This window comes from Ekhidna sp. (assembly GCF_039960695.1).
Lineage (GTDB): Bacteria > Bacteroidota > Bacteroidia > Cytophagales > Cyclobacteriaceae > Ekhidna.
In genome coordinates this window covers 503,014-529,606 of the sequence record NZ_JBDVKP010000004.1, presented here as the reverse complement: position 1 = coordinate 529,606, position 26,593 = coordinate 503,014, and the positions used below count along the sequence as shown (strand labels likewise).

Here is a 26,593-nt window from a genome sequence, read left to right as displayed (position 1 = left end):
TTATCAACACTCTAAATACAAAGTAGAGAAATGAAAATCTCACCAGACTCCAGAGCACTAAAGATGATTATTCATCTAGTCTCCATCTATATTTTCTCGGTACCAATCACAACTCATATTTTGAAATTGGCACTTAATGAGACATTTTGTATCAATGAGGCATGTTTCGATGACCTACAAAGCCTGCTGCTTATCTTCTTTATACTTTTAATTGTCAGCACCAATATTTACTCTATTGTGACTGATAGTAAACACAAACTCGCCATGCTTGTCACAGGTGGATTTTTATCAGCGGTCACTATGATCCAGCTAGTAGTGATCCTTTTTGATGTAGAGATGGAAGTCTTCAGCAGAAGTTGGGAAACACATATTTCCATCATTGAAGCATGCATCACAGGCACTTTCAGTATTATTCTTCTGGTTGCTGCCGCCTATATTAAGGACACTTCACTGGATGGTCATGGACACGCTAAAGCTTTCGATATCAAAGTCAATCTGAGTGTAATTGTCGCCTATATCAATGGCCTGGACCGAAGGATAGCTTTCTTACTAGGCATTTTCACCAGTATTGTAGTTGCTATTCCATCTTGCGCAGTGCTTTACCTTTTGGGGGGTGTGTTACTGGACGAGAATATGATGAATTCAGAAAGAATGAAATTGCTAGGATGGATTGGGATCGTAGGAATGCAGGGAAGTGTGATTAGTATGTTGTTGAGTTTGAGAAGGTTTGAGAAAATAGCAAATAATACTGATAACATAAGTTTGTTTATTAACGCACTCGTTAGGCCCTTCATCGGTTTATCATTTGCTCATTTGACATTCTTTATGTTGGAATCCGGGCTTCTTCAAGATTCAAATTTGGGAAATATCTCTGACCGTTTGAAAGAAGGGAACGGCCTTATTTACTCGTTCAACTACCACGTAAGTATTGCTTTTATTGCCGGGTTTACAGAGCGAATTGCACGAGTAATTCAGCCTGGCCAGAAAGATACTTCTGCGAAAAAGGAAGATGCTGATTAGAATAAGTACAAGCGATAAATCAGATATAGAATGTATATTCTATTCTATGACCTATGCTTTATAACTTCACTTTCGTAAAAGCAAGAGAATTCATCATTTCCTTAAACCTGGCGTAAATGATCCTATTGAAATCCATACTAATAATTTTAAGTTATAAGTTAGCTGTCTACTTTTTGCATACGTTTTACGCATTGTGAATTGCCACGCACAATTACCACATGGAATTAACGTCTCTTATAAGCTACATAACCCGCTTTATTACATTATCAGAAAAGGAAACTGATATTTTAATTGAGCATGTCAAATGCAGAACCTATCAAAAAGGTCAGTACATCGTTCAGCAGGGTGACGTTTGTAGGTATGAAAATTTTGTTATTTCCGGGTGCACAAAAACATTTTTTTTAGATGAAGATGGGAGAGAACATGTGGTCATGTTTGCAATTGAAAACTGGTGGACTTCTGATCTTGGAAGTTTAATCTCAAAGCAACCAGCAGACTATAATGTTCAATGTCTCGAAAAAACAATGGTTGCTCAATTTACCTATGAGGCCCTGGAAAGACTCTATGATGAAGTGCCAGGTTTTGAACGTTTGTTTAGAATTATCCTTCAAAAGGCATTTGCAGCCTCTCAAAAACGGATCATTCTTAACCACAGTGTGCCTGCCAAAGAAAGGTATCTAAAATTTAGGATGCAATATCCTGAAATAGAGCAGCGGGTACCACAATACCTCATTGCCTCGTATTTAGGCATCAGCAAGCAGTTCCTCTCCAAAATTAGGGCACAGCTTGTGTATGAAGAGTAATGTAGAAGGCACATTTGTTAATCTAGTTGAACATACTTTTTACTTCTACATGAATTTTTAAGGAGGTTTCTATCCAGAGCTTTGTGAAAATTTAAAATCTTATTACAAAGCTTATGTCAAAATTATTTCAAAAAATCAATGATCTAAATGATCTCGTCATGCAAGGTGAGGTTATGAAAGCGTTTGAAACGTATTATCATAATGATGTAATCATGCAAGAAAATGATTTAAATCCCACCCAAGGAAAAGATGCGAATAGAAAACGTGAGGAAGAATTTCTAAACAACATTATTGAGTTTAGGGCAGCCAAACCTTTAAAAGTGACCGTTGGAGAAAGTATTTCTATGGTCGAATGGCATTATGATTACACACATAAAGAATGGGGTGATCGAAACTATACACAGATTTCCGTTCAGGAATGGAAAAATGGACAAATCATTAGCGAAAAATTTTATTACTGTTCATAAATCACTACGCATGAAAACACTAATATTTAAAACGTCGGCTTCATATGCTCCATTGGTGATCAGAACCGTTTTGGGCTTGATAATTTTCGCACACGGGATACAAAAACTCTTCGGATGGTTCGGTGGTTTTGGTTTTTCTGGGACTATGAATTTTTTCACAGATGTGATGCATTTACCTTGGATAATCGGATTTCTTGTAATAATCCTTGAGTCGTTTGGTGCTATAGCGTTAATAGCTGGTGCAGCCACAAGAATTATCGCAGCCAGTTATGTAATACTTGCATTGGGTATAGTCTTCACTTCACATATCCAAAATGGATTTTACATGAATTGGATAGGTAGCCAAGCAGGTGAAGGGTATGAATTTTTTCTGTTGTGGATAGGCATGGCCATCAGTCTGTTTATTACTGGTGCTGGAATCCATTCTGTCGACAACAAAATCCCTTATGATAAACCTGAATAATTAATCGTAAATATTCAGTGAAAGCATAGTCACTGAGTATCTGTGATTGTTGAATTGGATAGATATGAAATTCCTATTTATAAAACTTTCTTTACTCATGGCTTTCAGTTCGCTGGAAGTAAATGCACAACAAAAATCCATGGAAGAACACATCAAATCTTTTGGTAATGAATCTTATGCTATTCAAATACAAGGGCATACCAGTCTAGTAGTTATAGGTACAGAAGTCATATTGATGCACCTTACAATACCGGAAGATTGTGAGGTGCATCAAATGCATAAAAAACTCCTTCCCCAATCAATCACTTATAACCTTAACGTTTCAAACCATTCAATCATAGCCAATACACTAGGAACATTGGCGGTTTGATGATCAGCACCTTGAATAGTAAAAAGCTCAACATTTCCTCCATTTGCTTTGAGACGATCAAGTGCAGTTTGAGCATTGTGAAAAGGTACTTCTTCATCCAGATCACCATGATACAACCTGACAGGTGCAACAGGCGACCAATTCAATAGAGAATTATTTGAGAAGGCCAATGACACTTCAGACTCTTGGCCAGTTAAGAAATCAACAATAAATTCCTCTCTGATCAACTCTGGTAAATTGTTAGGTAAAGCACTTCTTATTTCGTCATTGTTATGATTGCCGCTAAATAAATCAGTGACAAGCTGGTTGTAAGGGGCTTTAAACATGTGGTCCAATTTTCCCCAGTTGTTCACAGCATCGAATGAGGTGAGAACAAATGCCAGATTTGGCAGATGATCATAATTTCGTTCCTCAAACAACCGACTAAGTGTGCCTTCGAGATCGTAGGGGCCGGCCATTGGCGCAACAGCAGTCAATGAAAATTCATCAGAATAATCCGTTTCAATTACCTTTTGCGTAGCAAGTGTTACATAACCTCCCTCAGAGTAACCATACAAAAACAACTGATCAATAAGCGACACTCCCTGCGATTGGATGTGATGTCTGGCTGATCTTATTGCATCAATCGTAACTGAAGCTGACAATTGTTCATTGAGATAGGGGTGGATCATCTCAGATACTCCGTATCCAAGGTAATCAGGGATTACTACACCATATCCCTTAGATGCCATTAGCATTCCGACGAGTCCTTCACCACCGTTTAAGATACTTTCTGAGCATACATTATTCCTATGGAATACGGCTCCATGCTGGATACTTAACATAGGTATGTGATTTGTATTTCTTGGAACAAGAATGACACCTGATGCTTCGACTTCATTTCCCAGCGCATCTATCGTTCGGTAAACCACACGGTTAAGATCTACTGAGTAAGTAAGCTCACCCAACATCGAAACATTAACTCCTGAAGAAGCAATGATTTGACTGATGGTTTGGGGTGAGTAGGTCCCGACTAATTCAACAGAGGTGGTACAACCTCTTGAATCACAATTTGGCTCAGCGCTGATTGATTCTTTACTACATGAAGAGATCAGCAATGCAGTACATATTGGGATTAATAAGCTTATAATATTCATTATTTAATTTTTTAGGTTTTACATTTGAGACGAATGTAATTGCCAAAAAACTACCCTGGTAATTCAAAAATGCCCATTTCCGGAATTGGGCAATACCTAAATTATCTTACTGAATGCTGAAGATCTGAAGGCTTTGGGAGTTTGGCCGGTGTGCACTTTAAAAAGCCGATTAAAAGTCGACGAAGAATTAAATCCAGAATTGAGGGCTATCCCCTCGATAGTAAGATGCTTATTCTTTTGGTCAAGCAAGTTCTTCTTTACTTCTTCTAGGCGGTATGTATTGATTAGATCATAAAAAGATATTTTATAAATCTTATTGATCAATTGAGAAGTGATTTTAGGGCTTAAGTTGATGCTTTCAGCAAGATCATTTACTGTCAATTTTTGATTCAGGTATACACATTGTCTGTTGAGTGCTTCTTCGATTTTCGATTTAAAAGCGACTGCATCTTCTTCATTAAAAGTAATCAACGAATTTGGTGAATTTTTTAGCCTTTGAAGAGTTACCTGAAATAACTCTGGACGCAGCATAGTGAGGTATCCGATAGAAAAAATAAGAAGGGCAAACATAAATGTTACGATATTCACATCTGGCAATGGTACAACTCCGTCAAACAATATGACATCTCCGCCATAGACAATCATCCAGATTAAATATAGTATTGAAGTGGCAGATACTATATACAGTAACCAGCGAAGGCTGATCTTATTAAGGTTAGAATAATGGTTTCTGATATCGGACTGATATGCTCTTATCAGTTGCCATGAACGATATAAGTAGTAGGGTAATTGAAGAACTATAAACAGTTGAAACGCAAGATAGAAATTCAATATCATCGGCTTGCTGACGACAGCCTCATCGGTGGTTATGCCATTTAAAAGGCCATATGCCAGGAAAGTGTAATAAAGAAGTGGAACGATCAAATGCTTTCGCAGGGAAGTTTTTCCAACTATAAGTTTTCTGATGTATAGGTAAAGGAGCGGTCCTATGAAAATAGGGAGTCCCCAGGAGAGAATATATATGACAATGTATTTCTGAATTAATTGTATTTCTTCAAGTTCATTTCTAGCCACCAGAATCGACATAACAAAAATCAGCATTGTAAGAAACACCTTTCCACGATGATCGAATCGCTTGGACAGTAGGATTATTGAAGCAAGAACTGCACCATGAAAGGCGGCTATCAGGAGAATAAGGTTTACGAAACTGAGGTTCACGAATGCTTAGAAAAATTTTAGATGCTAACAGCAATATTAAAGGCGATTTTCAATCGTTCAAAGATCAGTTTAAAATAATGCAGATTATATTAAAGCAAGGTTGTTTTAGGTATTCTTTCATTTTTTTAAACCCACTTCGCTTTTACGTCCTTGTATTTGGTTCTTCCGATAGGGATACTAACTCCATTTTTTAGCTCGGCCATATACTTGCTCCCGGATTTAACGATGATTTCACTTACTTCAGACATCTTCACCAGGTATGATTTATGAATACGTTCAAAAGAATATGATAACAACTGTTCCAGCTTCTCGAGCGATTTATCATGCAGTTCCTTTGTTCCGTCTTTTAGAAATAGTTCGGAATAGGCACCGGCTCCTTTGATGTAAAGTATACTCCCAATAGGTATTAGCTGTATCCTGCCTCTTTTTTTAACTGCCAAAAGTTTTACCTCATTGGTACGTGATTTTTCCTTTGAGATGGTCCGACTTAAGGCTTGCTCCAACCGACCTCTGTTAAAAGGTTTAGGCACAAAATCTAAAACCCCATATTCAAAAGCAGCAATTGCCTGATCTTTGTATGCTGAAATAACGATGGTGTGAAACGATTCAGAAACCGCTGTAGTCAGCAAGTTAAAACCATCGGCCCCATTCAGATTCAAATCAAGGAGAACAAGATCTAAAGAGCTATTTTCAATAAACTTCAAAGCCTCCTGGAGCGTGCTGATGTGCGCTAACGATTGGATCGCATCACCAAAAATATCACGCGTCATACGCTCAATTCGCTTGGCTATTCTGGATTCATCCTCAACAATTAAGATGTTCATTTCTTCAGGAGTAAATTTTTAAGGTGTTCTTCCAACCGTGATCTGTTGGCTCAGAAGTAAGGCCCCATTTCGCATCATAACTTTCTGTCAGCCGAGCCTTAACATATTTTAGTCCAGTACCTTCTTCTCTACTTGTTGCATCACGAACACCAGCGGCAAAGGTTAAAAACATATAGCACTTGTACTCACTATTCGACTCAAAGACTAGTTTGAAATGGATACTGTTGTCTTGCTGAGGCAGACTGTGCGTAATTCCGTTTTCCAGGAGGGTGTGAAAAATGGCTGGCGGGATTCTTTCCTCAGGATCGATGCCTTCTTCCTGCCAGGAATAGTTTATTTCCTTCCGGTACTTCATGATCTCAAGGTGCGTACGACAAAGGGCTATCTCTTGTTCAATCGGGATCAATGTTTGATCTTCCACCTGATTAAAAAGATCAAATTCCCTGGCCAACGCTTCGATAAACAATACCCCCTTCTTTGGTGACTCTTCCACCCAATCTATCAGTGAGGTCAGGGTGTTCATTAAGAAATGGGGCTGAATATTCTTTTTCAACAATTCCAGACGCAGACGCGTGGATTGAACGAGCGAATTTTCGTACGCCAATCGTTGATCTTTGATTCTGAGCGTTAATAAATACAACATGCCTAACAGAATAAGTCCCAACCCAGTGTACAAACTAATGACAAATCCAGAGGCAAGAAATACGACTACTGACAGAAGTAAGGACACAAGAACAAGGCGTGCTCCTCTTGCTCTTCTATAAGCTCCATAAGCGACCACTCCAAAAGAAAAACACCACATACTCAGTACCATACCAACTGTTTTGATATTAAAAGCGTGATCACTTATAAGCCAAAAGAAAATGAGCAACACCGCGTATAGAATTAATGACAATCTGCGCCTTGAATAGGGAAATTGTATGGAGAAGTAGTAAGGAATCAAAAATGAAATACCCAACAAAAACGAGTTAATAATGTGTAATCTTATGACATGCACACTGTAATGTATGGACACGTAATCTTCGCTAAAGACCGTAAGAACAAGAGCAAAAATCAGAAAGCAACAAACACTAAAAATAAGTGTGGGATACTCTTTTCTATTGTTTAGGAATAGAAAAAGAAAATAGATGGATATGATAAGAAATGCTCCTGCGAAAACGTGCATGTAGGAAGTCTTGATGAGCTGATCCGTAAGCAAATCTTCATAATCCGCAATCTCTATTTCATAGTACCCTACATGATCCGGGAAATAGTAGTTACTTAATCGTAAGGCCAGTACATGAGCTCCTTCTGTTGCCAGATGCGTAGGAATACTGTAGGTAACCCACAATTCGCCCTCAGGAGAAAGTTCTGCCTCTTGCCCCGGATTTCCATTTTTCCCAATCAACACCCCATCCCAAAAGATTTCATACTCCCCGTAAGCGTCTATTTGAAGTACGTAGGACTGAAACTCCTTGGGGGCTTTCAGAATATCAATCCCGGTTCTGGACCAGAAAATCTCACCTTCCGGAATGCGTTTTATCCTCCTTTCCCAATTGCTATCATTCCAGACCTTCTTGGCCCACGTTGGATGGTCACCTATCTTGAATACCGTCCGATGTTCTTTGAATATAGCTGGCTTTTGCACACAGGAAGTTGCTAGCAATAAAATGCCTATCAAAAGTAAACTTGGGAAAGACCTTAAATCCATTTATGGAGTGGTTTTGACATGTAAATTAACCGTATAAAAATGGTTTTGAAGGCGGGAGAAGAGCAGTTCATTCATGCATAGAGCAGTTGGCATGTTAAACGGTGGTTAAACACAACCAACCCAGGAAGTTTACAGTACACCCATCAAAACCTAAACAATATGAATAGTTCTTTAACTGAACGCAGAGAAGAAGTCGGTAACAATAATAGCGGAGTTAAGATCCTGATGATGCTACTCGTAGCGAATATGATGGCACTAAACACGGTCTTTGCTCAAGCTAAGGCAGCGAACGATCTTGATTCTCCTCATTCAACAGCACGCAGTGAACCTGCGGTTACTTTGGGCCAAAAATCTTCACTTCAGTCAAAAGTGTTAAACAAGACTGTTCCACTATCAATCCATTTACCGGCGAACTACGATAGTTCCAGGAAAACCTACCCCGTGTTGTATATGTTGGGTTCAGATTACCGAGCCCGGTTTGCCATGTTAGCTTCTACGCTAGACTACATGGGCGAAGGACAAATTCCTGAGATGATACTTATTGGAATAGATCTACCCGAAGGAAATGGAATTTTGTTACCAACAAGAGAAGATAAAGACACAACAATTCCGGATAGTTATATTGACTTCTTTGAGACAGAGCTGATACCGCATGTGGGTAATACATACAGGACTGCTCCGTACAATGTACTTTATGGCGCTTCTAACAGTGGTTTTTTCACTGTTTACACGCTGCTCAACAAGCCTCTTCTGTTTAATGGCTACTTCGCAAGCAGCCCATCAATTATGCACATACCTGAGGTGCTTCAACAAAAAATAAAATCAGGTCCGATACAAACGCTTGGGCAAAACAGATGGTTACACATCATTTATAGTGATGATGAAGGGTTGAATGATATTGTTTCTGAATTCTCTCGTGCTATAGAGGAGCATAAACCAGAGAGCTTTACCTATAAGGTGGATGAATTGGTGAACCAGGGCCATGTGCCAGCAATAGATTTCACCATGTTTCTTCTGGCACTCTATCCTGACTTTAATCCCATCCAAAATCTGGACTCCCTGGATAAAGTGATACAACATTTCGAAATGCTATCAAAACGATACGGGTATGAAATCCAGCCACCTATATCGGTCTTAATGGACCTTGGTTTTGACATGATATTAAGTAAAAATTTAGCTGTCGCAGAAGAAATCTATCAATATTCCTTAGAAGTGTACCCTGAAGGTAAGCTATTATATGTCGGAATGGGTGTTGTACGAAGAAATCAAGGTCAACTTGAAAATGCCAGGCTCATGTTCGAAAAAGCATTGGCAATTGACCCTGATTTTTCCCTTGCTAAAAGGTGGCTAAAAAGAGTCGAGAAATGAAATCTGGCTTTAATCATCAAAGATCTACTGGGTAAGCACAAAGGAAGACCTTATTGAGTAGATGCTCAGGTGATAGAGAACTCAGACCCTAAAGAATATTAAAAAAGGCACAATGAAAGAAATCTATTTTTTTTTGATACTTGTATTTGTACTGATATTGAATGCTTGCAATTCCAAAAATCAGCCAGAAGGCAATAATTTCACTACAATAGAAACCGCCTATTTTGGGGAAGAACCACCAGGCTTAATCCCTAAACTGTTTGCTCCTGAAATCCTGTCTCCTGATGGACTTTTTGAAGGAGGTAAATATTCTCCAGATAATAAGGAATACTATTTCACAAGGAAAAATGGGAAATATAAAGAGCGTACATTTTTTGTGATTCGATATGAAAATGGGCGTTGGGGAAACGAATCTGAAACCGATCTAAAATGGCCTAAATTCTCTAAAGGAGGAGATACATTATACCGGGGAAATAAATATAAAATTCTAACTAATTCTGGTTGGTCGGAATACAAAAGTCTAGGTGCTCCTTTTTCAGATAAACACATCATGGGGTTATCTTTTTCAGATAATAGAACTGCTTATTTTGATGAAATTAGCTTTGATGAATTTGATAGACCTGATACAGTTGGTGCCATCAGTTATTCACGCCTTATAAACGGTAAATATGAACCTCGCCAAAAATTAGGCAAGGAGATCAATACCGGAACCTGGATTGCCCACCCTCACATTGCACCGGATGAATCGTATTTGATTTGGGATGTCAGAAGAGAAGATGGATATGGCGGCTCTGATATCTACATCAGCTTCCGGCAAAAGGATGGTTCATGGCTCCCCGCTATGAACATAGGAGATAAGATTAATACAGCATTAAGTGAAAGTGGCGCAAGGGTATCAGACGATGGTAAATACCTATTTTTTACAAGGGGACAGTGGGAGGTAAAAGAAGATGGAAGTGAAAATTGGGTGGGAAAATCGTATTGGGTTGATGCTAAGGTGATTGAGAATCTTAGACCCAAATAAAGCATGTTAGATACTGAGTCTAACAACAGACAAAGCACTTCAACCACTATCAAAGAATAAATAATGAAAAATAATATCTCAATTCTCCTTTTCTTCATTCTTTTCCAATCCTGTATAGAAAAACCAAATGAGGATGCTACAGCTGATTTAGTGAAAAAGGTAGAATCTGGTCTCACCACTTGGGTTCACATAACCGGTGATTCAACCTGGTCTATAGAAGAACGCATGGAACACTATGGCATTCCAGGAGTGAGTATTGCAGTGATACATAACCGTGAAATTGCGTGGACAAAAGCTTACGGTGTGATGGACAAGGAAAGTCAAACTCCGGTAACAACACAAACGCTTTTTCAAGCAGCGGCAACCACCATGCCGGTAACGGCCTACGGAGCATTGCGTCTTGTTGACCAAAATGAATTAGACTTAGATGAAAATATTAATGGCTACTTAAAATCCTGGCAAGTACCAGAAAATGAATTTACTAAGGAAAAAAAGGTTACCGTTCGGAATCTTTTAAATCACTCTGCCGGGATACATCCGCGGGGAACCGGATCATACGGTATAAACTCAAAAATTCCAACACTTGTAGAGATACTAAACGGAACTCCTCCAGCCTCAAACGAGCCAATTACAGTAAATAAGGAGCCTGGTGAAAGTGTTCGTTTTGCATACGCCAGCTATGTGCCCATTCAACAATTGATGTTGGATGTTGAGGGGGAATCATTCCCTGAGATCATGCATGAACTTGTATTACAACCCCTGGAAATGAACAACAGCACGTTTAATCAAACGCTTACAGCAGAGCAACTAGAGAAGGTAGCAACAGGCTATTTACAAGACGGCACTATGGTAAAAGGCAGAAGACATACCTATCCTGTAATGGCTTCATATGGATTATGGACAACTGCTGAGGACTATGCAAAATTTATAACGCACGTACAGCATTCAAAAGATCTGACAGAATTGATGGGTACACCATATGGAGTGCGTAATTCTGGATGGTCATTTACACTCGGGCTAGGGTTTCAACTATTAAATAGAAACGATGAAATCTACTTAAGGCATCACGGATGGAATAGAGGTTTTTATGCTGAGATAGCGGCACATAGAGATAAGGGTTACGGTGTGGTGGTGTTAACAAATTCAACTTTTCCCGAGTTCAATGCTGAAGTGATGCGCGCTGTAGCCCTGGCGTATGATTGGAGTAATTATGTTCCGGTACATCAAAAGATGGAAATCGAACAGGTGGCTGTAGATGAAATTGCCGGTCGATACCAATCCGACGATGTGATTGTAGAAATCTACCAAAAGGACAGTCAATTGTTTTATAAAAACATCCTTGATGAACAGGAAGTAGAACTCATTAAAGTATCAGATAGCCTCTTTGTTCGAAGAAATTCCAGTCGATTTATTCAGTTTAAACCAGATGCTGAAAATGGTGCAATCAATTTACAGTATCTGAATCGAAACGATGGAGTAATTATTTCAGCCTTAGTTAAGGTCGCTAATGATGAAAAAAGTCCAGTTGAATTCTTGCTTGAAGGTGACTTTGAAAATGCACTTGTAGCCTATAAGAACTTAAAGGAGAACGATCCTAATCATCCCATGGTGACCGAAGGCTACATAAACGATATCGGCTATGATTTTTACCACACGGATAGAATGACACTATCACTAAACACTTTCAAGGTGAATATGATGCTCTATCCTGATAGCTACCAGGTATATGATAGTTATGCTGAAGCCTGTATGAAAGCAGGAGAAACAGATTTGGCAATCTTAAACTATTCGAAATCACTTGAATTGAACCCTCAAAACAATCGTGCGAGGAATAAACTGAAGGAATTACAAAAAAGCGAGTAAAGCCTGCTTCAGGTAACACTATTAATTGCGTATTAAACGAAATAAGAAAAGCGTATGAAAACGACACAAATCTTCATAATAACGGTAGCTATATCACTTAATAGCCTCTTTGCTCAAGATAACAAGGAGGGCGAGTTTCCAACGTTGGAGGGACCATACCTAGGGCAAAAACCCCCTGGTTCTACGGCTGAAGTGTTTGCCCCAGGTATTGTTTCCACAGAGCTTTATGAGCTATTCAGTGCCTTCACTCCTGATATGAAGGAGTTCTATTTTGTTCGATACGACGAAGATGATAAGCCAAGCATGATCGTCTATCAATACCAAAACAATCAATGGATAAAGTCCATTACAGGGCCAAGGGTGGGTGAGCCTTTTATTTCACCGGATGGCAAGATCATGCATTTAGGCAGGCGATACATGGAACGTACCGATACAGGCTGGTCAACCATCAAAACCCTTGACGCTCCCTTCAAAGACTTCTCTATTATGCGCCTTACCGCTTCATTCAGGGGAACATACTTTTTTGATACAGCGGGAGAGGAGCCCATCAGATATTCATTATTGACTGACGACAAGCGTGGCGAACCGAAAACACTGAATATTGACCTTGGAAAACATAATGCTCATCCATTCATTGCTCCGGATGAATCCTATTTGATCTGGGATGACCAAAGGGAAGAAGGATATGGTAAGGCTGATATCTATATCAGTTTTAAAAAGGAAGACGGTACGTGGGGGCCTTCCATCAATCTGGGCGACAAGATCAATTCCGAAAGAGGAGATTCGTATGCAACCATCACTCCTGACGGTAAATACATGCTTTTCAACAGAAGCATAGATGAAAATAATGTAGACATCTACTGGGTAGATGCAAGCTTCATCGAAACATTAAGGCCTCAATAAAACAAATATGAAAGGATTTAATCTGATTACATTGGTTTGCGGACTGCTGGTAATCACTGCCTTCGCTCAGGACAAACAGCCCGAATCAAAGGCGTTGGAACTACCTCGTATTCAGGTAGTACCCATCACTGATACTGTAAATGACAGACAATATGACCTGTTTATCAAGCTTCCGGAGGGGTATTCGGATACCACGAGGCATCCGGTGATTTACTACACCGATGCAGTGTGGCACGTTGAGATGTTGTCAGGTGCTGCTGAATACATCATGGAAGACGTCATTCTGGTAGGAATTTCGTGGCAGACTGACCTTGATGAAGCGTTAATGCAAGAAGTGGGGCCTCAGGTCAGCAGATATCGTGATTACTCCATGAAGGAATCGAGCAACCAGGAACACCAGGCGAAGTATCAGTTTGGCCAGGCAGACAAACATTTGGCTTTTATTCGTAACGATGTGATTCCATACATGGAAAACAACTATCGAACGAATCCGGAAAATCGTACTTATTTTGGGTACTCAATGGGAGGGGAGTTTGGTATATATATCTTATTGAGCCAACCCGACACCTTTAACAACTACATCCTTGGCAGTCCTTCGCTTAGAGGTGATGATATTCCAGATCTCGCTGCACTTAATGCCAAGGCAACTAATAACCTGAATGCGAATGTTTTCATCTCCTATGGTTCACAGGAAGAGCGACTTGGAGCACTTGCCGAGCAATTAATTTCCTTGCTTAGAAGTAGAACTGATCAAAGTCTGAATTTGAATCCGGTTGTGATTGAAGGCAGTCACCAGACCGCTTTTCCACTGACGGCAGTGCGTAGCGTGACCTGGTTATCTGATTTAGCAAAAGACTAACGATCAAAGCATAAAAGCAATTCAAAAGGGATCGCACCGTCCGATCCCTTTGCCTTCCGCATCAAGGAATAAAGAAAAAGAATTTGACCTTCTCAGCATTCCAACCCGGGTAAGTAAATGTGCATTGGTACATACCTACGTTTCTAAGTTGATCTGTCTTGATGAAAAAAATGTGACCGGATGGATTACTCTGAACCGGTGAAAACTGAATGCCAAACGTCTGCTTATCTATCCCGCTGATGTGAATTTTTACTCCTCTCGGATTGGGTATCTCGGGATTTAGCGCAATTCGAATCCACTGTTTAAATAGAACAGGATTTGGTGAAAATGTGCTTACGATTTTTCGGTTCTTCAGATCAGCTACAATTTCTGGTTTATCGTCTTCATAGAAGTAATCTTCAAAAAAAGTATCTCCTTCTACGTATCGATCAGTCTTACAATGCTTCCAATAATTAATTTCAGCTTTGTTGTTACTCACAAACGAGTCATTTACTTCAATGTCTTGGAGCATTCCGGTATAGAATTTTTCTCCAAGCTGGAATTTGTACATATTCAGTTCTTTTGATTGTTCCGAACCGCTCGGAACAAAGGGCGCAGTTACAATAATATCTTTCGATTTTCCTGCGCCCAAATAATGAATTCTTGGTGCCGTTTTGGTGGAGGGCAGGTTCCCAATTAAGAGTGAATATGGATTGATGAATTCATAGAAAGGAATCAAGGCATATTCAATTAATCCGCTTTCAGTTTCAATGGTATTTGTTAAATTCAGCTCCCGCGATGTTTCATACAACTCAAGGTCTTTAACCTTTTTCCCATTTAGAAAGTAAGCTCCGGTCAAGGGAATCTTCCTTGCGGCTTTCGTTCCTACATTGGTGACTCTTATCTTAATCTGAATTTCTTCTTCGCACGGAATTTTCTGTTCATTTTCCTCGCGTTTTACAAAATTTGGCAACGTGAGAGGGCCAAGCGTCGCGTCTATAATTTCAATCTTTACATTATAATCAAATTTTAATACCGTAGCTCCTCCCTGCGCAGCACTTTGCAAGCAGGAAATAACAATTATTATGCATGTTAGGAATTTTTGCATCATTGTGAAGTTTAGAGGGTTTCGTAATGTTCAGTTTATGGCTTCAGGTTGCCATTTTGATCCAGTTTTACAATCCAGATGTCGGTACTACCCTTGGAATTGGTAACATCACCATCTGAGGATGTCGTAAATCCAGCAGTTATAAACCCTTCATCATCGGTTTGCTGAATCGAAAAGGATCGATCTTCGGCTGATCCACCAAGAGATTTATTCCATTGTAAGTCACCAGTGCCTGACAGTTTAATAATCCAGAAGTCAGAAGCTCCATGATTTCCAACTACGTCTCCATCGGTCGAATTGCTATGTCCCGAAACTACATAGCCACCATCGGTGGTTTGATCGACCGACCGAGCCTGATCTTCACCTGAACCTCCAAAAGTTTTTTGCCATTGAATATTTCCCAGAGAGTTCAATTTCACAACCCAGTAATCAAAATCTCCCTGATTATTGATCACATCTCCATTAGCAGATTTTGTGGAACCAGCCACAATGTATCCATCATCGGTTGTTTGTTTGATTTCATAAGCAATGTCTACATCAAAGCCGCCATAGGTCCTTTGCCAGCTGATAGTCAAAAACCGATCAAGCTTCAATATCCAGAAATCCTGTACTCCTCCGTTCGCCCCGATCACATCTCCATCAATGGATGAAGTTCTTCCAGCGACAATGTATCCGCCATCGGCGGTTTGCATTACCGATTCTGCATTTTCAAATTGAGATCCACCAAGTGACGTCAACCTGTCAATAGCGGTAAATCCAAATTGAACAGGACTCAGTTCAGCTACAAACAAGTCAAAATTTCCTCTGTTTACAGAAAAATCACCATTGCCTGACCCTGCTGCTCCTCCAATAACATATCCGCCATCGGCGGTTGGACTTATCGAATGCCCCTGATCGTTTAATCCGCCACCGATCATTTTTTTGCCAACAATATTCCCACTTGAACTTAGCTTGACAAAATAGGCGTCATTCAGTCCATTATTTCCTGTATTGCCAAACGGATCAGTGCTTGAATTGCTTGTGCCAATTACTCCATAACTTCCGTCAAACGATTGAGTCACCTGGGTCGCAAAATCAGAGCCAGTTCCTCCAGCACTTCTTTCCCACTCCAATCCGCCATTCGCGTCGGTTTTTACTACCCAGAAGTCATTTAAACCTAGATTTTCACTCACATCGCCATCCGTAGATATGGTTTCACCCGCAATTATGAAACCTCCATCTTGCGTCTGAACGATCGAATTTGCCTGATCAATTTGTGAACCACCAAAGGTTTTTTGAAAAGTGGGGATGGGTGCAGAAAGATCTATTTCTTCAATATTTACGCCTTCATCTACATTGATGATCAACCCAATTCTACCATTTTCAAGCAGAGCATCCACATTGATTCTGTAGTGGGTTCTTGGTTGTGGATTAGCTATGCTACCAATAAAAATTCTTTCCAGTACAGTTCCATCTGTTTTTTGAAAACGCAAGCGCGCAGAAATATCCAAAGGATCAGTAATGAAATAGCCTGACCTTGTTTCACCCGTTGCATAAAACAGGGAATCGTTGGTTGTTTGAAGCTTAGCAATCCCTTCATATAGATCAAAATCCTGGATTACATTTTGAGAAAACACAAACGACACTTGCACATTGGCTAGTTCAGTATCGATGCTTACACTTTTAGCTTCTTCCTTGGCGATTGTAAAGCTCGAAGTTCGCCCAAAGTAAAAGGGGCTTTCAAAAGCAGCATTTGCAAGGTTGTTGGAACTGGCCTCAGCGAAATACTCGCCAGAAGCTAATGATATGCTGTCGGGGGCATCCACAAAACGTGGAATGTCTAGTGCGACCGTACTGTCGATGTTGAAAATTGTAACACGGAAGTCGTCTGTATTTACACTTTCCACTCTTCCACCGGCATCCTCTTCAATAGCGATGGCCACCCCCAGCTGCAAGAAACCTTGAGCCTGTGGGCTGATGTGATCATCTTCATCGCATGCCACAACTCCAAAAATGAGCGCAGCAATTAATAGATAAAATAAATTTTTCATGTTTAGTGTGATTAATTAAGGTGTAGTGAGTTTTTAATCTTCACTAACATACGAGAATATTTATCTGGTTGGGTTTTTAGCTGCATTGGAGCAGACACTAGCTATCATTGATTTTATCGCTAGCCGCTCGTGTTAATTGCTCGCTAAAGCTCATAGTAAATCTCGTTGGAACCTTTCTTTACTACTTTTACAATTGGGGTTTCTATCGCACTGGTAAAGCTAAAATGGGCTCATGTAGCCTTAATCGTCACAGGCATAGTCAATGTGTTGGCTTTTGTAATTATCCGTTGGCTAAAGTTGATACTGATAAAAATAATCTGGAGAATTAGTGCTGCTTATTTATTTCCCTAACAAAAGACTAAAAACATGAAAACAACACAAATCTTCATAATAACGGTAGCTATATCACTTAATAGCCTCTTTGCTCAAGATAACAAGGAGAGCGAGTTTCCAACGTTGGAGGGACCGTATATGGGACAAAAGCCTCCGGGTATGGTAGCTGAACCATTTGCACCGGGCATCATTTCCAGAGAAGACTGGGAACTTGAGGCGGTGTTTGCCCCGGGAATGATTGAATTCTACTTCACCATCGACAGAGGTGCTTATACCAGCTATGATCCCGACAATTTTCACCCAACCACTGTTGGTTTTCGTCAGGAAAACAACCTTTGGAAAAAGTTCATTGAATTCAGACGCAGAGGTGAAATAACCTTCTCACCGGACGGTAACCGTATGCACATGGCCAAGGGGTATAATGACCGTGAAGGTGATGGCTGGTCTGAACTAATAATTCTGGATCCGATGATTAATCGGGAAGACTGGGGCATTATACGTCTCAGCATCTGCCAAGGGCACCTATGTGTTTGACGATTATAAAACTGGTGATGCTATCTGCATCTCAAAAGTCAAGGATGGCAAACGGCAGGAGCCAGTTTTGATGGGCGAGGCAATCAATTCTGGGAAATGACTGCACACCCGTTCATCGCTCCGGACGAGAGTCAAACTAGCTATTTCTTCGAAAGCTTCACTTTCTTCTTCAGGTAGTTGACCACCGGTTGGTAGTTGCTGTTTTCATGGTTGCTGAGTTGAAGCATTTTGCCGCTAGCTAACAAAATGGACAACCGTTTGTAGTCCCCATTTTTGCTTTTCACTACATCCTCGTGCCAGCTTTTAACATCTGATATTTTGTGAGATTTGCTGGAGCTGAGAAAATAGCGGTAGGTCAGTTGATTGTTGCCAATCGTCAACTTAAGCGCAGACGTGTAGCCCTTTCTGGCGATAGCAATGACAATCACCAGCAGCGTAGGAGTGAGCATCATTTTCAACCACAGGTAAGACGTTGGATTTTTGACCAATGTATAAAACAGCCAAGCATCAGCGAGAAGGATCGCAAAAAGGAATACCCCAATGGATATCATGATGCTTGATTTGGGACGCGAGTTAATCATCAGTGGTCATATTTACGGCTTAGTTAGCTTTTCACGTACTCTATTTAAGAATTCTTCAGACAAATTTTGCAACTTTAGTCACTACAATCCGGCCGCTCCACACGCCATAAATGATTAAGCTCATCTTTCAGACGCTCCATACCTTCTGGTGTAATCAGCTGCGACCTATAGATCCTTGTTTTCTCCACGTGGCAAAATTAGGAAAGAGAATTACCAATGCTTAGTCCGGCTTTCATTTTCATTTTCATGACATGCAATCCGACAGAAATCTGCTTAAAGTAAAGGAATCAATGGATGAGATAAGGGAGTATACAAGTGGGTTTCATAGGCCAAAACTTAATTGCCTATGTTGATAAAATCATCTACTTTCAAGATTCTCTGATAATACTATTGTCTTCAGCAGCAATAGAAGTTTCATGAAAACAGGAATTAAGAAATATTTCGGAAACGACTTTGTCGCATTCAAAACGCTTAGAGACTTACTACTGCGCCCTGCCAAAGTTGTGAGCACCAGAGATGGGTACGTTTCTCCTTTTCGATTCATGCTAAGCGTGGTGGGATTTCTGATTTTTCTGATCGTTTTTCTGGATAAGTACTTGGTGTTTGAAGAATTGTCTACCGTCCATTGGCGCATTCCTTATCGCCTTCAAATGCTGTCCGATTTAGAAGATGAAATCTCGGAAGACTTCATGGGGCTTATTCTCATCTCAAGCATCTTACCCGGTATTTGGCTTTCATCGAGGCTCTTGTTTTTCAAAAAAGAAAACAAAGCGGGTCAATTCGGTACTTCAATCTATCTGGTCACACTGGTTTTTATATTGATAAGCATACTCACCATTATCAATTACTTGTTTCAGGTCGATGTTGATGATATAGCCCTATTGATGCTCCCTTTGTATACCATTTATTACTATGTTCAGGTCTCGAATAATAGATGGTACCTATCAGGACCAAAAGCCATCCTCGTTATTATAACCGGATTCATCTCGCTTGCCTTTTTTGAACCTTTTCTTACACACTCTTTCGTCACAGTATTAAACCAACCGGATCGGGTAATTGAGGTTACTTCGGATGATAAAGCGCTATTCGTCCAGGAAAAGCGATTGCATGCTGATGTGGAATATGTAATCAAAATTGAACCAACTTCCGACGGTGTTTTCTTTTCAGATTTTGGTACAAACATTGGCTTGCTCGATAGAGATGGAGAGTTGAAATGGCAACATAACGTTTCGTTCAACAGGCCCTTTTTGGTTTCAGAAGTTAATCGATTGCTTATTGTTACCAGAGACACCGTTATTCATGGTGAGCCTAACTCCAAATTAAATTTTTACTCCTTTGAAGGAGCTAAAGTGCAAGAAATAATCATTCCAGGCTCATTTGTTAAAAATGGATATCAGATCATCAACGAAGAACGTAATCAACTGGATTTACTGTTGTCAGCCATGGAAGCTGAAAACGATACATTCACGTATGTGAGGGTTCGTTGTTTGAAAAATGGTGATGGTGAATGGGAAGCTTCAACATCGTTATTTCTCAGTTCAAGGCATTCACTGCTGAACATTCAAAGGGTAGGTGCCAATGAGTACATTGGCGCTAAAGTAGAGCTTGGTGATCGTCATTATCGAACATTTGGGATAGTTGTGTTGGACAGCCTCTTAAACGAAAAGTGGCACCACATTACGTACGATAAAATAAACTCCTACAACCCAGTCGTACCGCCCCAGTATGCAATAAACGAGCAAGCAGGTGAGGTCATTACGCTCTACAGTTTACCAAATGATAGCATGAATACATCATTTCTGCATTGCTTTGATTTAAGTGATGGCAGCCTTAAATGGGAAGAAACATTCACGATTTCCTCAGATTTCTCCGAGTATTTCAGAATGTCCTTCGATGATCGTCATCTGTATATAGTAGGTGAAAGTCATTCTGAAATCAAGCGCTACTTTTGGCAGGTGCCATTTCATATCGGTCTGGTCTGCAAAGTAGATCGAAAATCAGGCCAATTGGTGAGCTACAAACATTTTGGAAGCATGGGAATGAATGCGCATACCAGAATATCTGATCTGATATTATCCGACTCCACTTTGAGATTATTCAGTTCCGAAATCATTCGATCTCCAATTCCATTTGTGGATGAAACCTACGAACACTACTACTGGGACATCTTAAAAGCAGACATTTAATGCTTTAGACTAAAAACAGCAAAAGCTATTCGAAGGATGATAAAAAGGGAATAAATCCCATCTATGCGTACTATTGTAAGATGCACGTTGAGGTTTCACTTATTCAGCTCATAACCGTTTGCGCCGTTATCAATGGAATTGTATTCGCCTTCCTTCTTTTTGAAAAGAAGGAGAATCGACAGGCCAATCAGTTTCTTTCACTGATGATTTTGTCCATGTGCTTAACGTTGACTCCCTTGGCTATGGATATGGCCATTTGGAATACTTACCAATGGTTAGCATGGCTCCCGTTTTCACTTTCTTATTGGATAGGGCCGTCCTTTTATTTCTACATAAAGATCCTCACAGGAGGCCCAAAATTCAGAAAAAAAGACCTTTGGCACTTCTCGCCAATTGTCCTTAACTACTTACACAGTGCCTATCATGCGGCTTTGTCAAACGCAGACCCATGGCCATATTTTCATCATGTTGCAGAAGTATTAGAATCAGCGGCCATTCTTTCCATTGTTATATACTTGATCTTGTCCTATCGATTAATCGAACCGTACCGAAGATCGTTGTTTGACAATGTTTCCAATACCGAAAGAATTGATTTGAGATGGGTCAGTCAAATCATTTACATAATCGCGGGTGTTTGTCTACTGTTTATCTTCTTCTTAGCAGCGAGCACCCTTGCGGGTGGTAGATACACATTAGAAGCTTGGGATGATCCACGGTCTTTTCTATTGCTCGCTTACGCGGGCATCTTATACTGGATGAGTATCAGCGGATTCAAGCAAGCTCAAATCCACAAAATTCCTGCACATGAAGCTGAGGAAAATGAATCAAAAAGACCATCTGAAATTGTTGAGAAACTTGATGAGATCATACGAGCTCAAAAGCTTTATGGAAATCCAGAACTATCACTTACAGATTTAAGTCGAGCTGTTGACATATCTGAACGTTCAATTTCTGACACCATTAATCAGGAGTTAAATAAGAACTTTTATCAATTGATTAACGAATACCGGGTAGAAGAAATTAAAATGTTGTTGCAAGACCCTGGCAATGATCACCTGAAGATCCTGAGTATGGCCTTCGATGCGGGATTCAACTCAAAAGCGAGCTTCAACAGAGTTTTTAAGCAATTCACCGGGATGACACCCAAAGAGTTTAAATCTCAAAGTTCTTAGCATACTGAAAATGAGACCTGTTTACCGTAAGTGAGACCTTTGCATGGGGATGTCCTTCTATTTTGGATGTAAATTCAAAAACAGTAAAGGACATGAAAAGAAAACTGCTTATGGTTGTATGCCTCGTGGTAACCACTTCATTGCATAGCCAATCAATCAAGGATTTGGATTTCCTTATCGGATCATGGGATGTGCTGGAGACCATCTACCCGGGAACAGACAAAGAATATCAGGAGAAGGGAACACGCGTCTGCGAGTACTATCTAAACGGTAGCTATATAAAATGTGAATCCTCAACAGTTGTTTCTACCAGCGGCAAAGAACGTTTCTATGCCTACCTGATCAACTACGACAAACGAGAAGACTGTTTTCGAGCGACCAACTTTGCTAATGACTTCCCTCTTCACGGCCAATTCAAATGGTTTTTAGATAAAGAGAACCAGCAGATTTTAGCCATCACGCCAAAAAATGTAACCGAAGATCGATTTTTTCGAGCGACGATTTCATATGCCGACAAAAATCAGTTGGTATGGAACGGGTGGGCGAGCAAGTGGCTGGACGATAAAGAGTGGAAGCAAATATTCAATGACGTAGCAACTAGAAAATGAAAAACTCTGTAGCCCATTGCCTATTGATCGTGTTCGCCATTGGCTGCACTGTTCCAGAAACTCCACGAGACCTTCAGATGATGGGAGATCTTGTTTTGGGTGACTATGCGGTAGGCTATAAAACAATCTTCACGTACGATCGCACAAGAAATGGTGTGCCATATTCCGATTGGGATGGGAACCTGACAAATAATCATAGCCCTGAACTGGGACGCCAGTTTCAGATAAACGTTTGGTACCCGGCAGAGAGCGGTTCGGGCGACCGAATCAACTATTCGCACTATGTGTATCTAAGAGGTCGACAAACAGATTTTGGAGCGTCAGAAGGGCAGAAGGAATCTGCTAAGCAGACGTTTATTGAACAGACCCAGGGCCTTGGAAATGTTACCATTGGAGTACTCGGGAGTACGAAGGAAGATTTCACAAGTGACCATCTTGATCAGCTGCTTGAGTTGGAAGTATATGGTCGACTCAATGCCACTCCTGTCAAGGAAAAATTTCCGGTAGTTGTCTACCCCAACGGCGGCAGTCCGGCCTTTCAAAGTATCACGTGTGAATACCTGGCGAGTCATGGTTATGTAGTGATAGCCTTTACCCCAAAAGGTCGATTTTCTTCCGGATTGGAAGTGTCCACGATAGGATTAGAAGTGGCAGTTGATGATTTTGAGTTTGTGTTGGGAAAAGTGAGTGAACAACCCAATGTTGACATGGACAAAGTAGCTATTGTAGCCAATGCCATCTCGTCTTCTGTTGGTGCCGCTGCTATCTCAAGAAACGACAAGCTCAAAGCGCTGGTCAGCCTGGAGGGAGGACTTCCAAGCGCTTTTGAGCAGGGCCTTTTAAATGAGTCGGTTTTTTACTTGGCAGAAAACATTACAGCTCCCATGTTATTCATTTATTCATCTCATCCGTCCATTGATCCGAAATACACATTTCAGCTAAAATACGCGGATAGATACTACGCCCGATTTTCGAATATGTCAGAATGGGTAATGCTCAATTATGGTATGTTCGACGTTTTTGTTCCTGATATTCTCGGCAAGCATAAGGGCAACACCCAAAAAGGATTCGAAGAAGCACACGAACTAGTATTGAGGTTCCTGGATCAAGAAATCAACGGTGGAACTGACGAGGTTTTTGAGGCGAACTTCTTGAGTGCCCTGACTGAACTTGACAGCACGTTTGTTTTGGATGAGATTCCAGCGCCACCGAACATTGCAATACTGAAAGATCGATTCCTGAAAGAAGGGTTTGATGAGATCGAGCGTATTTATAAGGAGTTAAAAGAGGGCGGGAATCTCCAACCATATGCTATGTTCTTCTACAAAGATTATCGGAGCTGGCTGGCCTGGCAAAAGGATGAAGATTATGTCTACCGACAAAGGCTCTACGAACTGGGTTACGACAGCTATCCTGAATCAGCCCGGATGAATTATTACCTGGCTTATTACTCGATGCAGGTAGGTCAAAATGCAAAGGCAATTAAGCATTACAAGAATGCATTGTCATTAGTAGAAAATGATCCAGACCTTTCCGCAAGCGAGCGTGAAAGCATAACCAACTATTCCAGGAGTGATCTAAAGGAAATAAACTAGCGCTCTGCGTTATGCCTATCCCGACCTTGATTCGGGGATATGATAGCTTTGGCGCCCGGCTAGGGGTTCAGGGTCGGGATTAATAGTTTAGGGAAAGCCTTTTTCGCCCAACTAAATAATAACTTGTATAAGCTAGAAAGTAGTTAAAAAATGATAGCGTAATGGCCAGAGATCTACTTTGGTTAGACTACTTCTGATACTCTATTTTAAGAATTTTCCATACAAAATCACCCATTTTGGTTTTAACTATAGCTTCATCTCCAACAGTTTTATCAAGAAGCGCTTTAGCCATTGGGGAGTCCATAGATATGTAATTTTTATTACCGATGAGCTCTTCGTAACCTACAATTCGAAATCGATTTTGAAGACCTTTCTCTTCGTTTTTAATTTCTACCCAAGCGCCAAACATCACTTTGCCTTCTTGGTTAGGATGGTAATTAATCACTTTTAAGTCGTCAACACACTTACACAGATAGCGAATGCGATTATCAATTTCTCGAAGACGTTTTTTGTTGTAATGGTAATCGGCATTTTCTGAGCGATCTCCCAAACTTGCGGCCCATGAAACCTTAGCGGTAACGTCTGGGCGTTCACCTCGGCACAAGTGATCATGTTCGTCCCTTAATTTTTGCAAGCCTTCAGCAGTAATCATTTGCGAGCGGATTATTTTTGGTAGTGTTGATTCTGGAATTTTTCGCCTCATAATCAAATGATCTTGTTTTTTGAAAACTTTCGCAAGATACTATAATGATGGGTAGTTTGATTGTAGGAGCAGGAGCGAGATTGCCGTGATTTGTTACCGAAACGTCGGACCGATACTATCCTGCGTTATGGCCTGCCCCGCACTTGCTGCGGGTTAATATAGCTTGGGTTTAGGGGAAGGCTAGTTTGCTGAAAATAAGATGGAAATGTTTTGTTGGGTAGGAGAGACACACTCTTTTATCATCCTTGGTTTTGCGATGGGTTTTGCGGATGATAAACGTGTGTGGAAGAAAGGGAGGATAAGCGTTAGGGATTGAGGCAAAGTACCATGTACTGCTGAAAGCCCGACCCAAAGGGTAGCGCCACTAAATTTTATTGGGTAAGCTAAAAGACTGATTAGTGTCCTGAAATCAAAACCCAGTATAACTATTCCAATTAGAAATTTTGCTTTGCCAAGTATTGAAGGTCAATAATTAAGACCATCATTTAAAATGGCCTTCAATATTCGTATTTATCATTTATCATAAATAACTTAAATAGTGAACTACTATTTCATCTTCAATCACCATGAAAACCAAATATCATACTATTCTCTATCTAATAGTGTTTTCAGTATTGTTGTGCTTAAGCTCTACCAAGGCCAAGGCACAAAAAGATAATTCGAAGCGCCCATCCCCTCCAGCAATAGCTAATTATGAAAATGGCGTGAATAAGATTACTATTGATTACAGTAGACCATCAACCAAAGGAAGAGCAATATTTGGAGGTTTAGTTGAATATGGAAACGTATGGAGAACGGGAGCTAACGAATCAACCACTATCGAATTCAATAACGATGTGATAATCAATGGTGAAAGATTACCAGCAGGTAAATACGGTCTTTTTACGATTCCTGACAAAGATGAATGGATAGTTATATTCAATAAAAAATTTGACGGTTGGGGAGCATTTGAATATAAAAGTGAAGAAGATGTCTTGAGAACGCCGGCAAAGCCTAGTTTGAACAATAAAACTGACATTTTTACTATCGAAATAAACCAAATTGACTCAGAACTATCTCTAATAAATGGTGTCACAATCGATTTAATGTGGGGTGAAACGAAAGTATCACTACCGGTAGAACTAACCAATAGTGATAATAATAATAGTGAAAATTCATCTAGTGATGTTAGAAGTTTTCCTTGGTCAAGTATTCCCCAACCTTCAGATAGGCTTTTTTTATCTAAAGTCTTATTCCAAGAAAGGAAGCCTAGTACATTAAAAGATATAAATGAAATTCTACTCGAAGCTTTAGCCGAGGCTGATTATAATAATTTGAGCTACTTCGATAAAGAAAACGATTTTGTGTTTGTATGTCCAGTTGAACAATTCAAGGAAGATGGCAGTCCTGAGGATGATCCTCATCGATTTAATCTCACTTTGAAAGGTTTAAGCGAATTCAGCTTAAAGGAAATAATAAGGTATCTGTTTAATGCTAAGGTTGGAAGGTATCGAATTTTAGTGTTTGTAATTAGCGATGATCAATTAAAATTTTCCTCTGAGAAGGCTAGATATAAACAAATAATGGAATACACAAAAGGAAGTAATAAAATCAGTTCGGAGGTAGAGAGCAAGCCCTTTACTGATGACCATTATGTAAATGTCTTAGTCTACGAGTTTCGAAAATCAAAAGAATCAGAAGAAGCGAAATTCGTAAACCCAGGGGAAATTAAAGCTAAAATTCATTTGAATAAAGCTGATCTATTTTATCGTTAAGA

Annotated in this window: 25 protein-coding genes; 16 read left to right on the top strand and 9 right to left on the bottom strand. The window is 40.1% G+C overall.

Going from position 1 to position 26,593, the window contains the following annotated elements:
* Window positions 1-30 precede the first annotated feature (30 nt).
* The 5 genes from ABJG98_RS03105 to ABJG98_RS03085 all read left to right on the top strand — a co-directional run bounded on the left by ABJG98_RS03105 (window position 31) and on the right by ABJG98_RS03085 (window position 3,123).
* Window positions 31-1,020 carry a hypothetical protein gene (locus ABJG98_RS03105; protein WP_348278002.1) on the top strand — a complete coding sequence of 330 codons (990 nt, stop codon included), beginning with the start codon at window positions 31-33 and terminating at the stop codon, window positions 1,018-1,020.
* 218 nt (window positions 1,021-1,238) lie between these two features.
* Window positions 1,239-1,823, top strand: a complete 585-nt coding sequence (locus ABJG98_RS03100) for a Crp/Fnr family transcriptional regulator (protein WP_348278001.1) — start codon at window positions 1,239-1,241, stop codon at window positions 1,821-1,823.
* 113 nt (window positions 1,824-1,936) lie between these two features.
* Window positions 1,937-2,290: a SnoaL-like domain-containing protein gene (locus ABJG98_RS03095; RefSeq protein ID WP_348278000.1), complete on the top strand. Its 354-nt coding sequence runs from the start codon at window positions 1,937-1,939 to the stop codon at window positions 2,288-2,290.
* Between the two features lie 10 nt (window positions 2,291-2,300).
* Entirely contained in the window at window positions 2,301-2,753 is a 453-nt protein-coding gene (locus ABJG98_RS03090; RefSeq protein ID WP_348277999.1) for a DoxX family protein, read from the top strand.
* 64 nt (window positions 2,754-2,817) lie between these two features.
* A complete protein-coding gene (locus ABJG98_RS03085) occupies window positions 2,818-3,123 on the top strand; it encodes a hypothetical protein (protein ID WP_348277998.1) in 306 nt (101 codons plus the stop codon).
* On the opposite strand, the gene ABJG98_RS03080 is transcribed toward ABJG98_RS03085, so the two are convergent.
* The 4 genes from ABJG98_RS03080 to ABJG98_RS03065 all read right to left on the bottom strand — a co-directional run bounded on the left by ABJG98_RS03080 (window position 3,060) and on the right by ABJG98_RS03065 (window position 7,991).
* Window positions 3,060-4,259: a lipase family protein gene (locus ABJG98_RS03080; RefSeq protein WP_348277997.1), complete on the bottom strand. Its 1,200-nt coding sequence runs from the start codon at window positions 4,257-4,259 to the stop codon at window positions 3,060-3,062. The genes ABJG98_RS03085 and ABJG98_RS03080 overlap by 64 nt on opposite strands.
* 96 nt (window positions 4,260-4,355) lie before the next feature.
* A complete protein-coding gene (locus tag ABJG98_RS03075) occupies window positions 4,356-5,477 on the bottom strand; it encodes a helix-turn-helix transcriptional regulator (protein ID WP_348277996.1) in 1,122 nt (373 codons plus the stop codon).
* Window positions 5,478-5,602: 125 nt separating this feature from the next.
* Window positions 5,603-6,301 carry a LytTR family DNA-binding domain-containing protein gene (locus tag ABJG98_RS03070; RefSeq protein WP_348277995.1) on the bottom strand — a complete coding sequence of 233 codons (699 nt, stop codon included), beginning with the start codon at window positions 6,299-6,301 and terminating at the stop codon, window positions 5,603-5,605.
* Between the two features lie 4 nt (window positions 6,302-6,305).
* Window positions 6,306-7,991, bottom strand: coding sequence for a histidine kinase (locus ABJG98_RS03065; protein WP_348277994.1), 1,686 nt, complete (start codon window positions 7,989-7,991; stop codon window positions 6,306-6,308).
* Window positions 7,992-8,150: 159 nt separating this feature from the next.
* Between ABJG98_RS03065 and ABJG98_RS03060 the strand changes: the two genes are divergently transcribed.
* The 5 genes from ABJG98_RS03060 to ABJG98_RS03040 all read left to right on the top strand — a co-directional run bounded on the left by ABJG98_RS03060 (window position 8,151) and on the right by ABJG98_RS03040 (window position 14,008).
* Window positions 8,151-9,359 (top strand): alpha/beta hydrolase-fold protein, encoded by a 1,209-nt coding sequence (locus ABJG98_RS03060; protein WP_348277993.1) that lies wholly within the window; start codon window positions 8,151-8,153, stop codon window positions 9,357-9,359.
* Window positions 9,360-9,471: 112 nt separating this feature from the next.
* Entirely contained in the window at window positions 9,472-10,383 is a 912-nt protein-coding gene (locus tag ABJG98_RS03055) for a hypothetical protein (RefSeq protein WP_348277992.1), read from the top strand.
* Window positions 10,384-10,446: 63 nt separating this feature from the next.
* Window positions 10,447-12,246, top strand: a complete 1,800-nt coding sequence (locus ABJG98_RS03050) for a serine hydrolase domain-containing protein (RefSeq protein WP_348277991.1) — start codon at window positions 10,447-10,449, stop codon at window positions 12,244-12,246.
* Between the two features lie 54 nt (window positions 12,247-12,300).
* Entirely contained in the window at window positions 12,301-13,149 is an 849-nt protein-coding gene (locus tag ABJG98_RS03045; protein ID WP_348277990.1) for a hypothetical protein, read from the top strand.
* Window positions 13,150-13,156: 7 nt separating this feature from the next.
* Window positions 13,157-14,008: an alpha/beta hydrolase-fold protein gene (locus ABJG98_RS03040; protein WP_348277989.1), complete on the top strand. Its 852-nt coding sequence runs from the start codon at window positions 13,157-13,159 to the stop codon at window positions 14,006-14,008.
* 61 nt (window positions 14,009-14,069) lie between these two features.
* Here the strand turns inward: ABJG98_RS03040 and ABJG98_RS03035 are convergent, their stop codons facing one another.
* Together ABJG98_RS03035 and ABJG98_RS03030 are read right to left on the bottom strand one after the other, a co-directional pair.
* A complete protein-coding gene (locus tag ABJG98_RS03035) occupies window positions 14,070-15,095 on the bottom strand; it encodes a hypothetical protein (RefSeq protein WP_348277988.1) in 1,026 nt (341 codons plus the stop codon).
* 35 nt (window positions 15,096-15,130) lie between these two features.
* The gene (locus ABJG98_RS03030) at window positions 15,131-17,125 is read right to left on the bottom strand and encodes a DUF4493 domain-containing protein (RefSeq protein ID WP_348277987.1); all 1,995 of its coding nucleotides are present in this window, start codon (window positions 17,123-17,125) and stop codon (window positions 15,131-15,133) included.
* A gap of 366 nt (window positions 17,126-17,491) precedes the next feature.
* Here ABJG98_RS03030 and ABJG98_RS03025 point away from each other — a divergent pair, with 366 nt between their 5' ends.
* A complete protein-coding gene (locus ABJG98_RS03025; protein ID WP_348277986.1) occupies window positions 17,492-17,992 on the top strand; it encodes a hypothetical protein in 501 nt (166 codons plus the stop codon).
* A 140-nt stretch (window positions 17,993-18,132) separates the two neighbouring features.
* On the opposite strand, the gene ABJG98_RS03020 is transcribed toward ABJG98_RS03025, so the two are convergent.
* Both ABJG98_RS03020 and ABJG98_RS03015 read right to left on the bottom strand, forming a co-directional pair.
* Window positions 18,133-18,573, bottom strand: coding sequence for a hypothetical protein (locus ABJG98_RS03020; RefSeq protein WP_348277985.1), 441 nt, complete (start codon window positions 18,571-18,573; stop codon window positions 18,133-18,135).
* Window positions 18,574-18,647: 74 nt separating this feature from the next.
* Complete coding sequence (locus ABJG98_RS03015; RefSeq protein WP_348277984.1) at window positions 18,648-18,761, bottom strand: hypothetical protein; 114 nt, start codon at window positions 18,759-18,761, stop codon at window positions 18,648-18,650.
* Between the two features lie 228 nt (window positions 18,762-18,989).
* Between ABJG98_RS03015 and ABJG98_RS03010 the strand changes: the two genes are divergently transcribed.
* The 4 genes from ABJG98_RS03010 (at window position 18,990) to ABJG98_RS02995 (ending at window position 24,134) form a co-directional block, all read left to right on the top strand.
* Window positions 18,990-20,759 (top strand): hypothetical protein, encoded by a 1,770-nt coding sequence (locus ABJG98_RS03010; RefSeq protein WP_348277983.1) that lies wholly within the window; start codon window positions 18,990-18,992, stop codon window positions 20,757-20,759.
* A gap of 80 nt (window positions 20,760-20,839) precedes the next feature.
* Window positions 20,840-21,931: a helix-turn-helix transcriptional regulator gene (locus ABJG98_RS03005; RefSeq protein WP_348277982.1), complete on the top strand. Its 1,092-nt coding sequence runs from the start codon at window positions 20,840-20,842 to the stop codon at window positions 21,929-21,931.
* Between the two features lie 92 nt (window positions 21,932-22,023).
* Window positions 22,024-22,539, top strand: coding sequence for a hypothetical protein (locus ABJG98_RS03000; RefSeq protein ID WP_348277981.1), 516 nt, complete (start codon window positions 22,024-22,026; stop codon window positions 22,537-22,539).
* Window positions 22,536-24,134 carry a hypothetical protein gene (locus tag ABJG98_RS02995; protein WP_348277980.1) on the top strand — a complete coding sequence of 533 codons (1,599 nt, stop codon included), beginning with the start codon at window positions 22,536-22,538 and terminating at the stop codon, window positions 24,132-24,134. Before ABJG98_RS03000 ends, ABJG98_RS02995 begins: the two co-directional genes overlap by 4 nt.
* 187 nt (window positions 24,135-24,321) lie before the next feature.
* Here ABJG98_RS02995 and greB read toward each other — a convergent pair whose 3' ends face one another.
* Window positions 24,322-24,837: a transcription elongation factor GreB gene (gene greB, locus ABJG98_RS02990; protein WP_348277979.1), complete on the bottom strand. Its 516-nt coding sequence runs from the start codon at window positions 24,835-24,837 to the stop codon at window positions 24,322-24,324.
* Between the two features lie 566 nt (window positions 24,838-25,403).
* Here greB and ABJG98_RS02985 point away from each other — a divergent pair.
* Window positions 25,404-26,591, top strand: coding sequence for a DUF2911 domain-containing protein (locus ABJG98_RS02985; protein WP_348277978.1), 1,188 nt, complete (start codon window positions 25,404-25,406; stop codon window positions 26,589-26,591).
* Window positions 26,592-26,593 lie beyond the last annotated feature (2 nt).

What these genes read in the sequence shown, in the direction of transcription:
- ABJG98_RS03080 (WP_348277997.1), bottom strand. Translation starts at nt 4,259, where the DNA reads ATGAATATTATAAGCTTATTAATCCCAATATGTACTGCATTGCTGATC.
- ABJG98_RS03090 (WP_348277999.1), top strand. Translation starts at nt 2,301, where the DNA reads ATGAAAACACTAATATTTAAAACGTCGGCTTCATATGCTCCATTGGTG.
- ABJG98_RS03025 (WP_348277986.1), top strand. Translation starts at nt 17,492, where the DNA reads ATGAAAACAACACAAATCTTCATAATAACGGTAGCTATATCACTTAAT.
- ABJG98_RS03035 (WP_348277988.1), bottom strand. Translation starts at nt 15,095, where the DNA reads ATGCAAAAATTCCTAACATGCATAATAATTGTTATTTCCTGCTTGCAA.
- ABJG98_RS03050 (WP_348277991.1), top strand. Translation starts at nt 10,447, where the DNA reads ATGAAAAATAATATCTCAATTCTCCTTTTCTTCATTCTTTTCCAATCC.
- ABJG98_RS02995 (WP_348277980.1), top strand. Translation starts at nt 22,536, where the DNA reads ATGAAAAACTCTGTAGCCCATTGCCTATTGATCGTGTTCGCCATTGGC.
- ABJG98_RS03045 (WP_348277990.1), top strand. Translation starts at nt 12,301, where the DNA reads ATGAAAACGACACAAATCTTCATAATAACGGTAGCTATATCACTTAAT.
- ABJG98_RS03085 (WP_348277998.1), top strand. Translation starts at nt 2,818, where the DNA reads ATGAAATTCCTATTTATAAAACTTTCTTTACTCATGGCTTTCAGTTCG.
- ABJG98_RS03005 (WP_348277982.1), top strand. Translation starts at nt 20,840, where the DNA reads ATGCACGTTGAGGTTTCACTTATTCAGCTCATAACCGTTTGCGCCGTT.
- ABJG98_RS03070 (WP_348277995.1), bottom strand. Translation starts at nt 6,301, where the DNA reads ATGAACATCTTAATTGTTGAGGATGAATCCAGAATAGCCAAGCGAATT.
- ABJG98_RS03010 (WP_348277983.1), top strand. Translation starts at nt 18,990, where the DNA reads ATGAAAACAGGAATTAAGAAATATTTCGGAAACGACTTTGTCGCATTC.
- greB (WP_348277979.1), bottom strand. Translation starts at nt 24,837, where the DNA reads ATGAGGCGAAAAATTCCAGAATCAACACTACCAAAAATAATCCGCTCG.
- ABJG98_RS03095 (WP_348278000.1), top strand. Translation starts at nt 1,937, where the DNA reads ATGTCAAAATTATTTCAAAAAATCAATGATCTAAATGATCTCGTCATG.
- ABJG98_RS03065 (WP_348277994.1), bottom strand. Translation starts at nt 7,991, where the DNA reads ATGGATTTAAGGTCTTTCCCAAGTTTACTTTTGATAGGCATTTTATTG.
- ABJG98_RS03055 (WP_348277992.1), top strand. Translation starts at nt 9,472, where the DNA reads ATGAAAGAAATCTATTTTTTTTTGATACTTGTATTTGTACTGATATTG.
- ABJG98_RS03030 (WP_348277987.1), bottom strand. Translation starts at nt 17,125, where the DNA reads ATGAAAAATTTATTTTATCTATTAATTGCTGCGCTCATTTTTGGAGTT.
- ABJG98_RS03020 (WP_348277985.1), bottom strand. Translation starts at nt 18,573, where the DNA reads ATGATTAACTCGCGTCCCAAATCAAGCATCATGATATCCATTGGGGTA.
- ABJG98_RS02985 (WP_348277978.1), top strand. Translation starts at nt 25,404, where the DNA reads ATGAAAACCAAATATCATACTATTCTCTATCTAATAGTGTTTTCAGTA.
- ABJG98_RS03000 (WP_348277981.1), top strand. Translation starts at nt 22,024, where the DNA reads ATGAAAAGAAAACTGCTTATGGTTGTATGCCTCGTGGTAACCACTTCA.
- ABJG98_RS03060 (WP_348277993.1), top strand. Translation starts at nt 8,151, where the DNA reads ATGAATAGTTCTTTAACTGAACGCAGAGAAGAAGTCGGTAACAATAAT.
- ABJG98_RS03040 (WP_348277989.1), top strand. Translation starts at nt 13,157, where the DNA reads ATGAAAGGATTTAATCTGATTACATTGGTTTGCGGACTGCTGGTAATC.
- ABJG98_RS03100 (WP_348278001.1), top strand. Translation starts at nt 1,239, where the DNA reads ATGGAATTAACGTCTCTTATAAGCTACATAACCCGCTTTATTACATTA.
- ABJG98_RS03105 (WP_348278002.1), top strand. Translation starts at nt 31, where the DNA reads ATGAAAATCTCACCAGACTCCAGAGCACTAAAGATGATTATTCATCTA.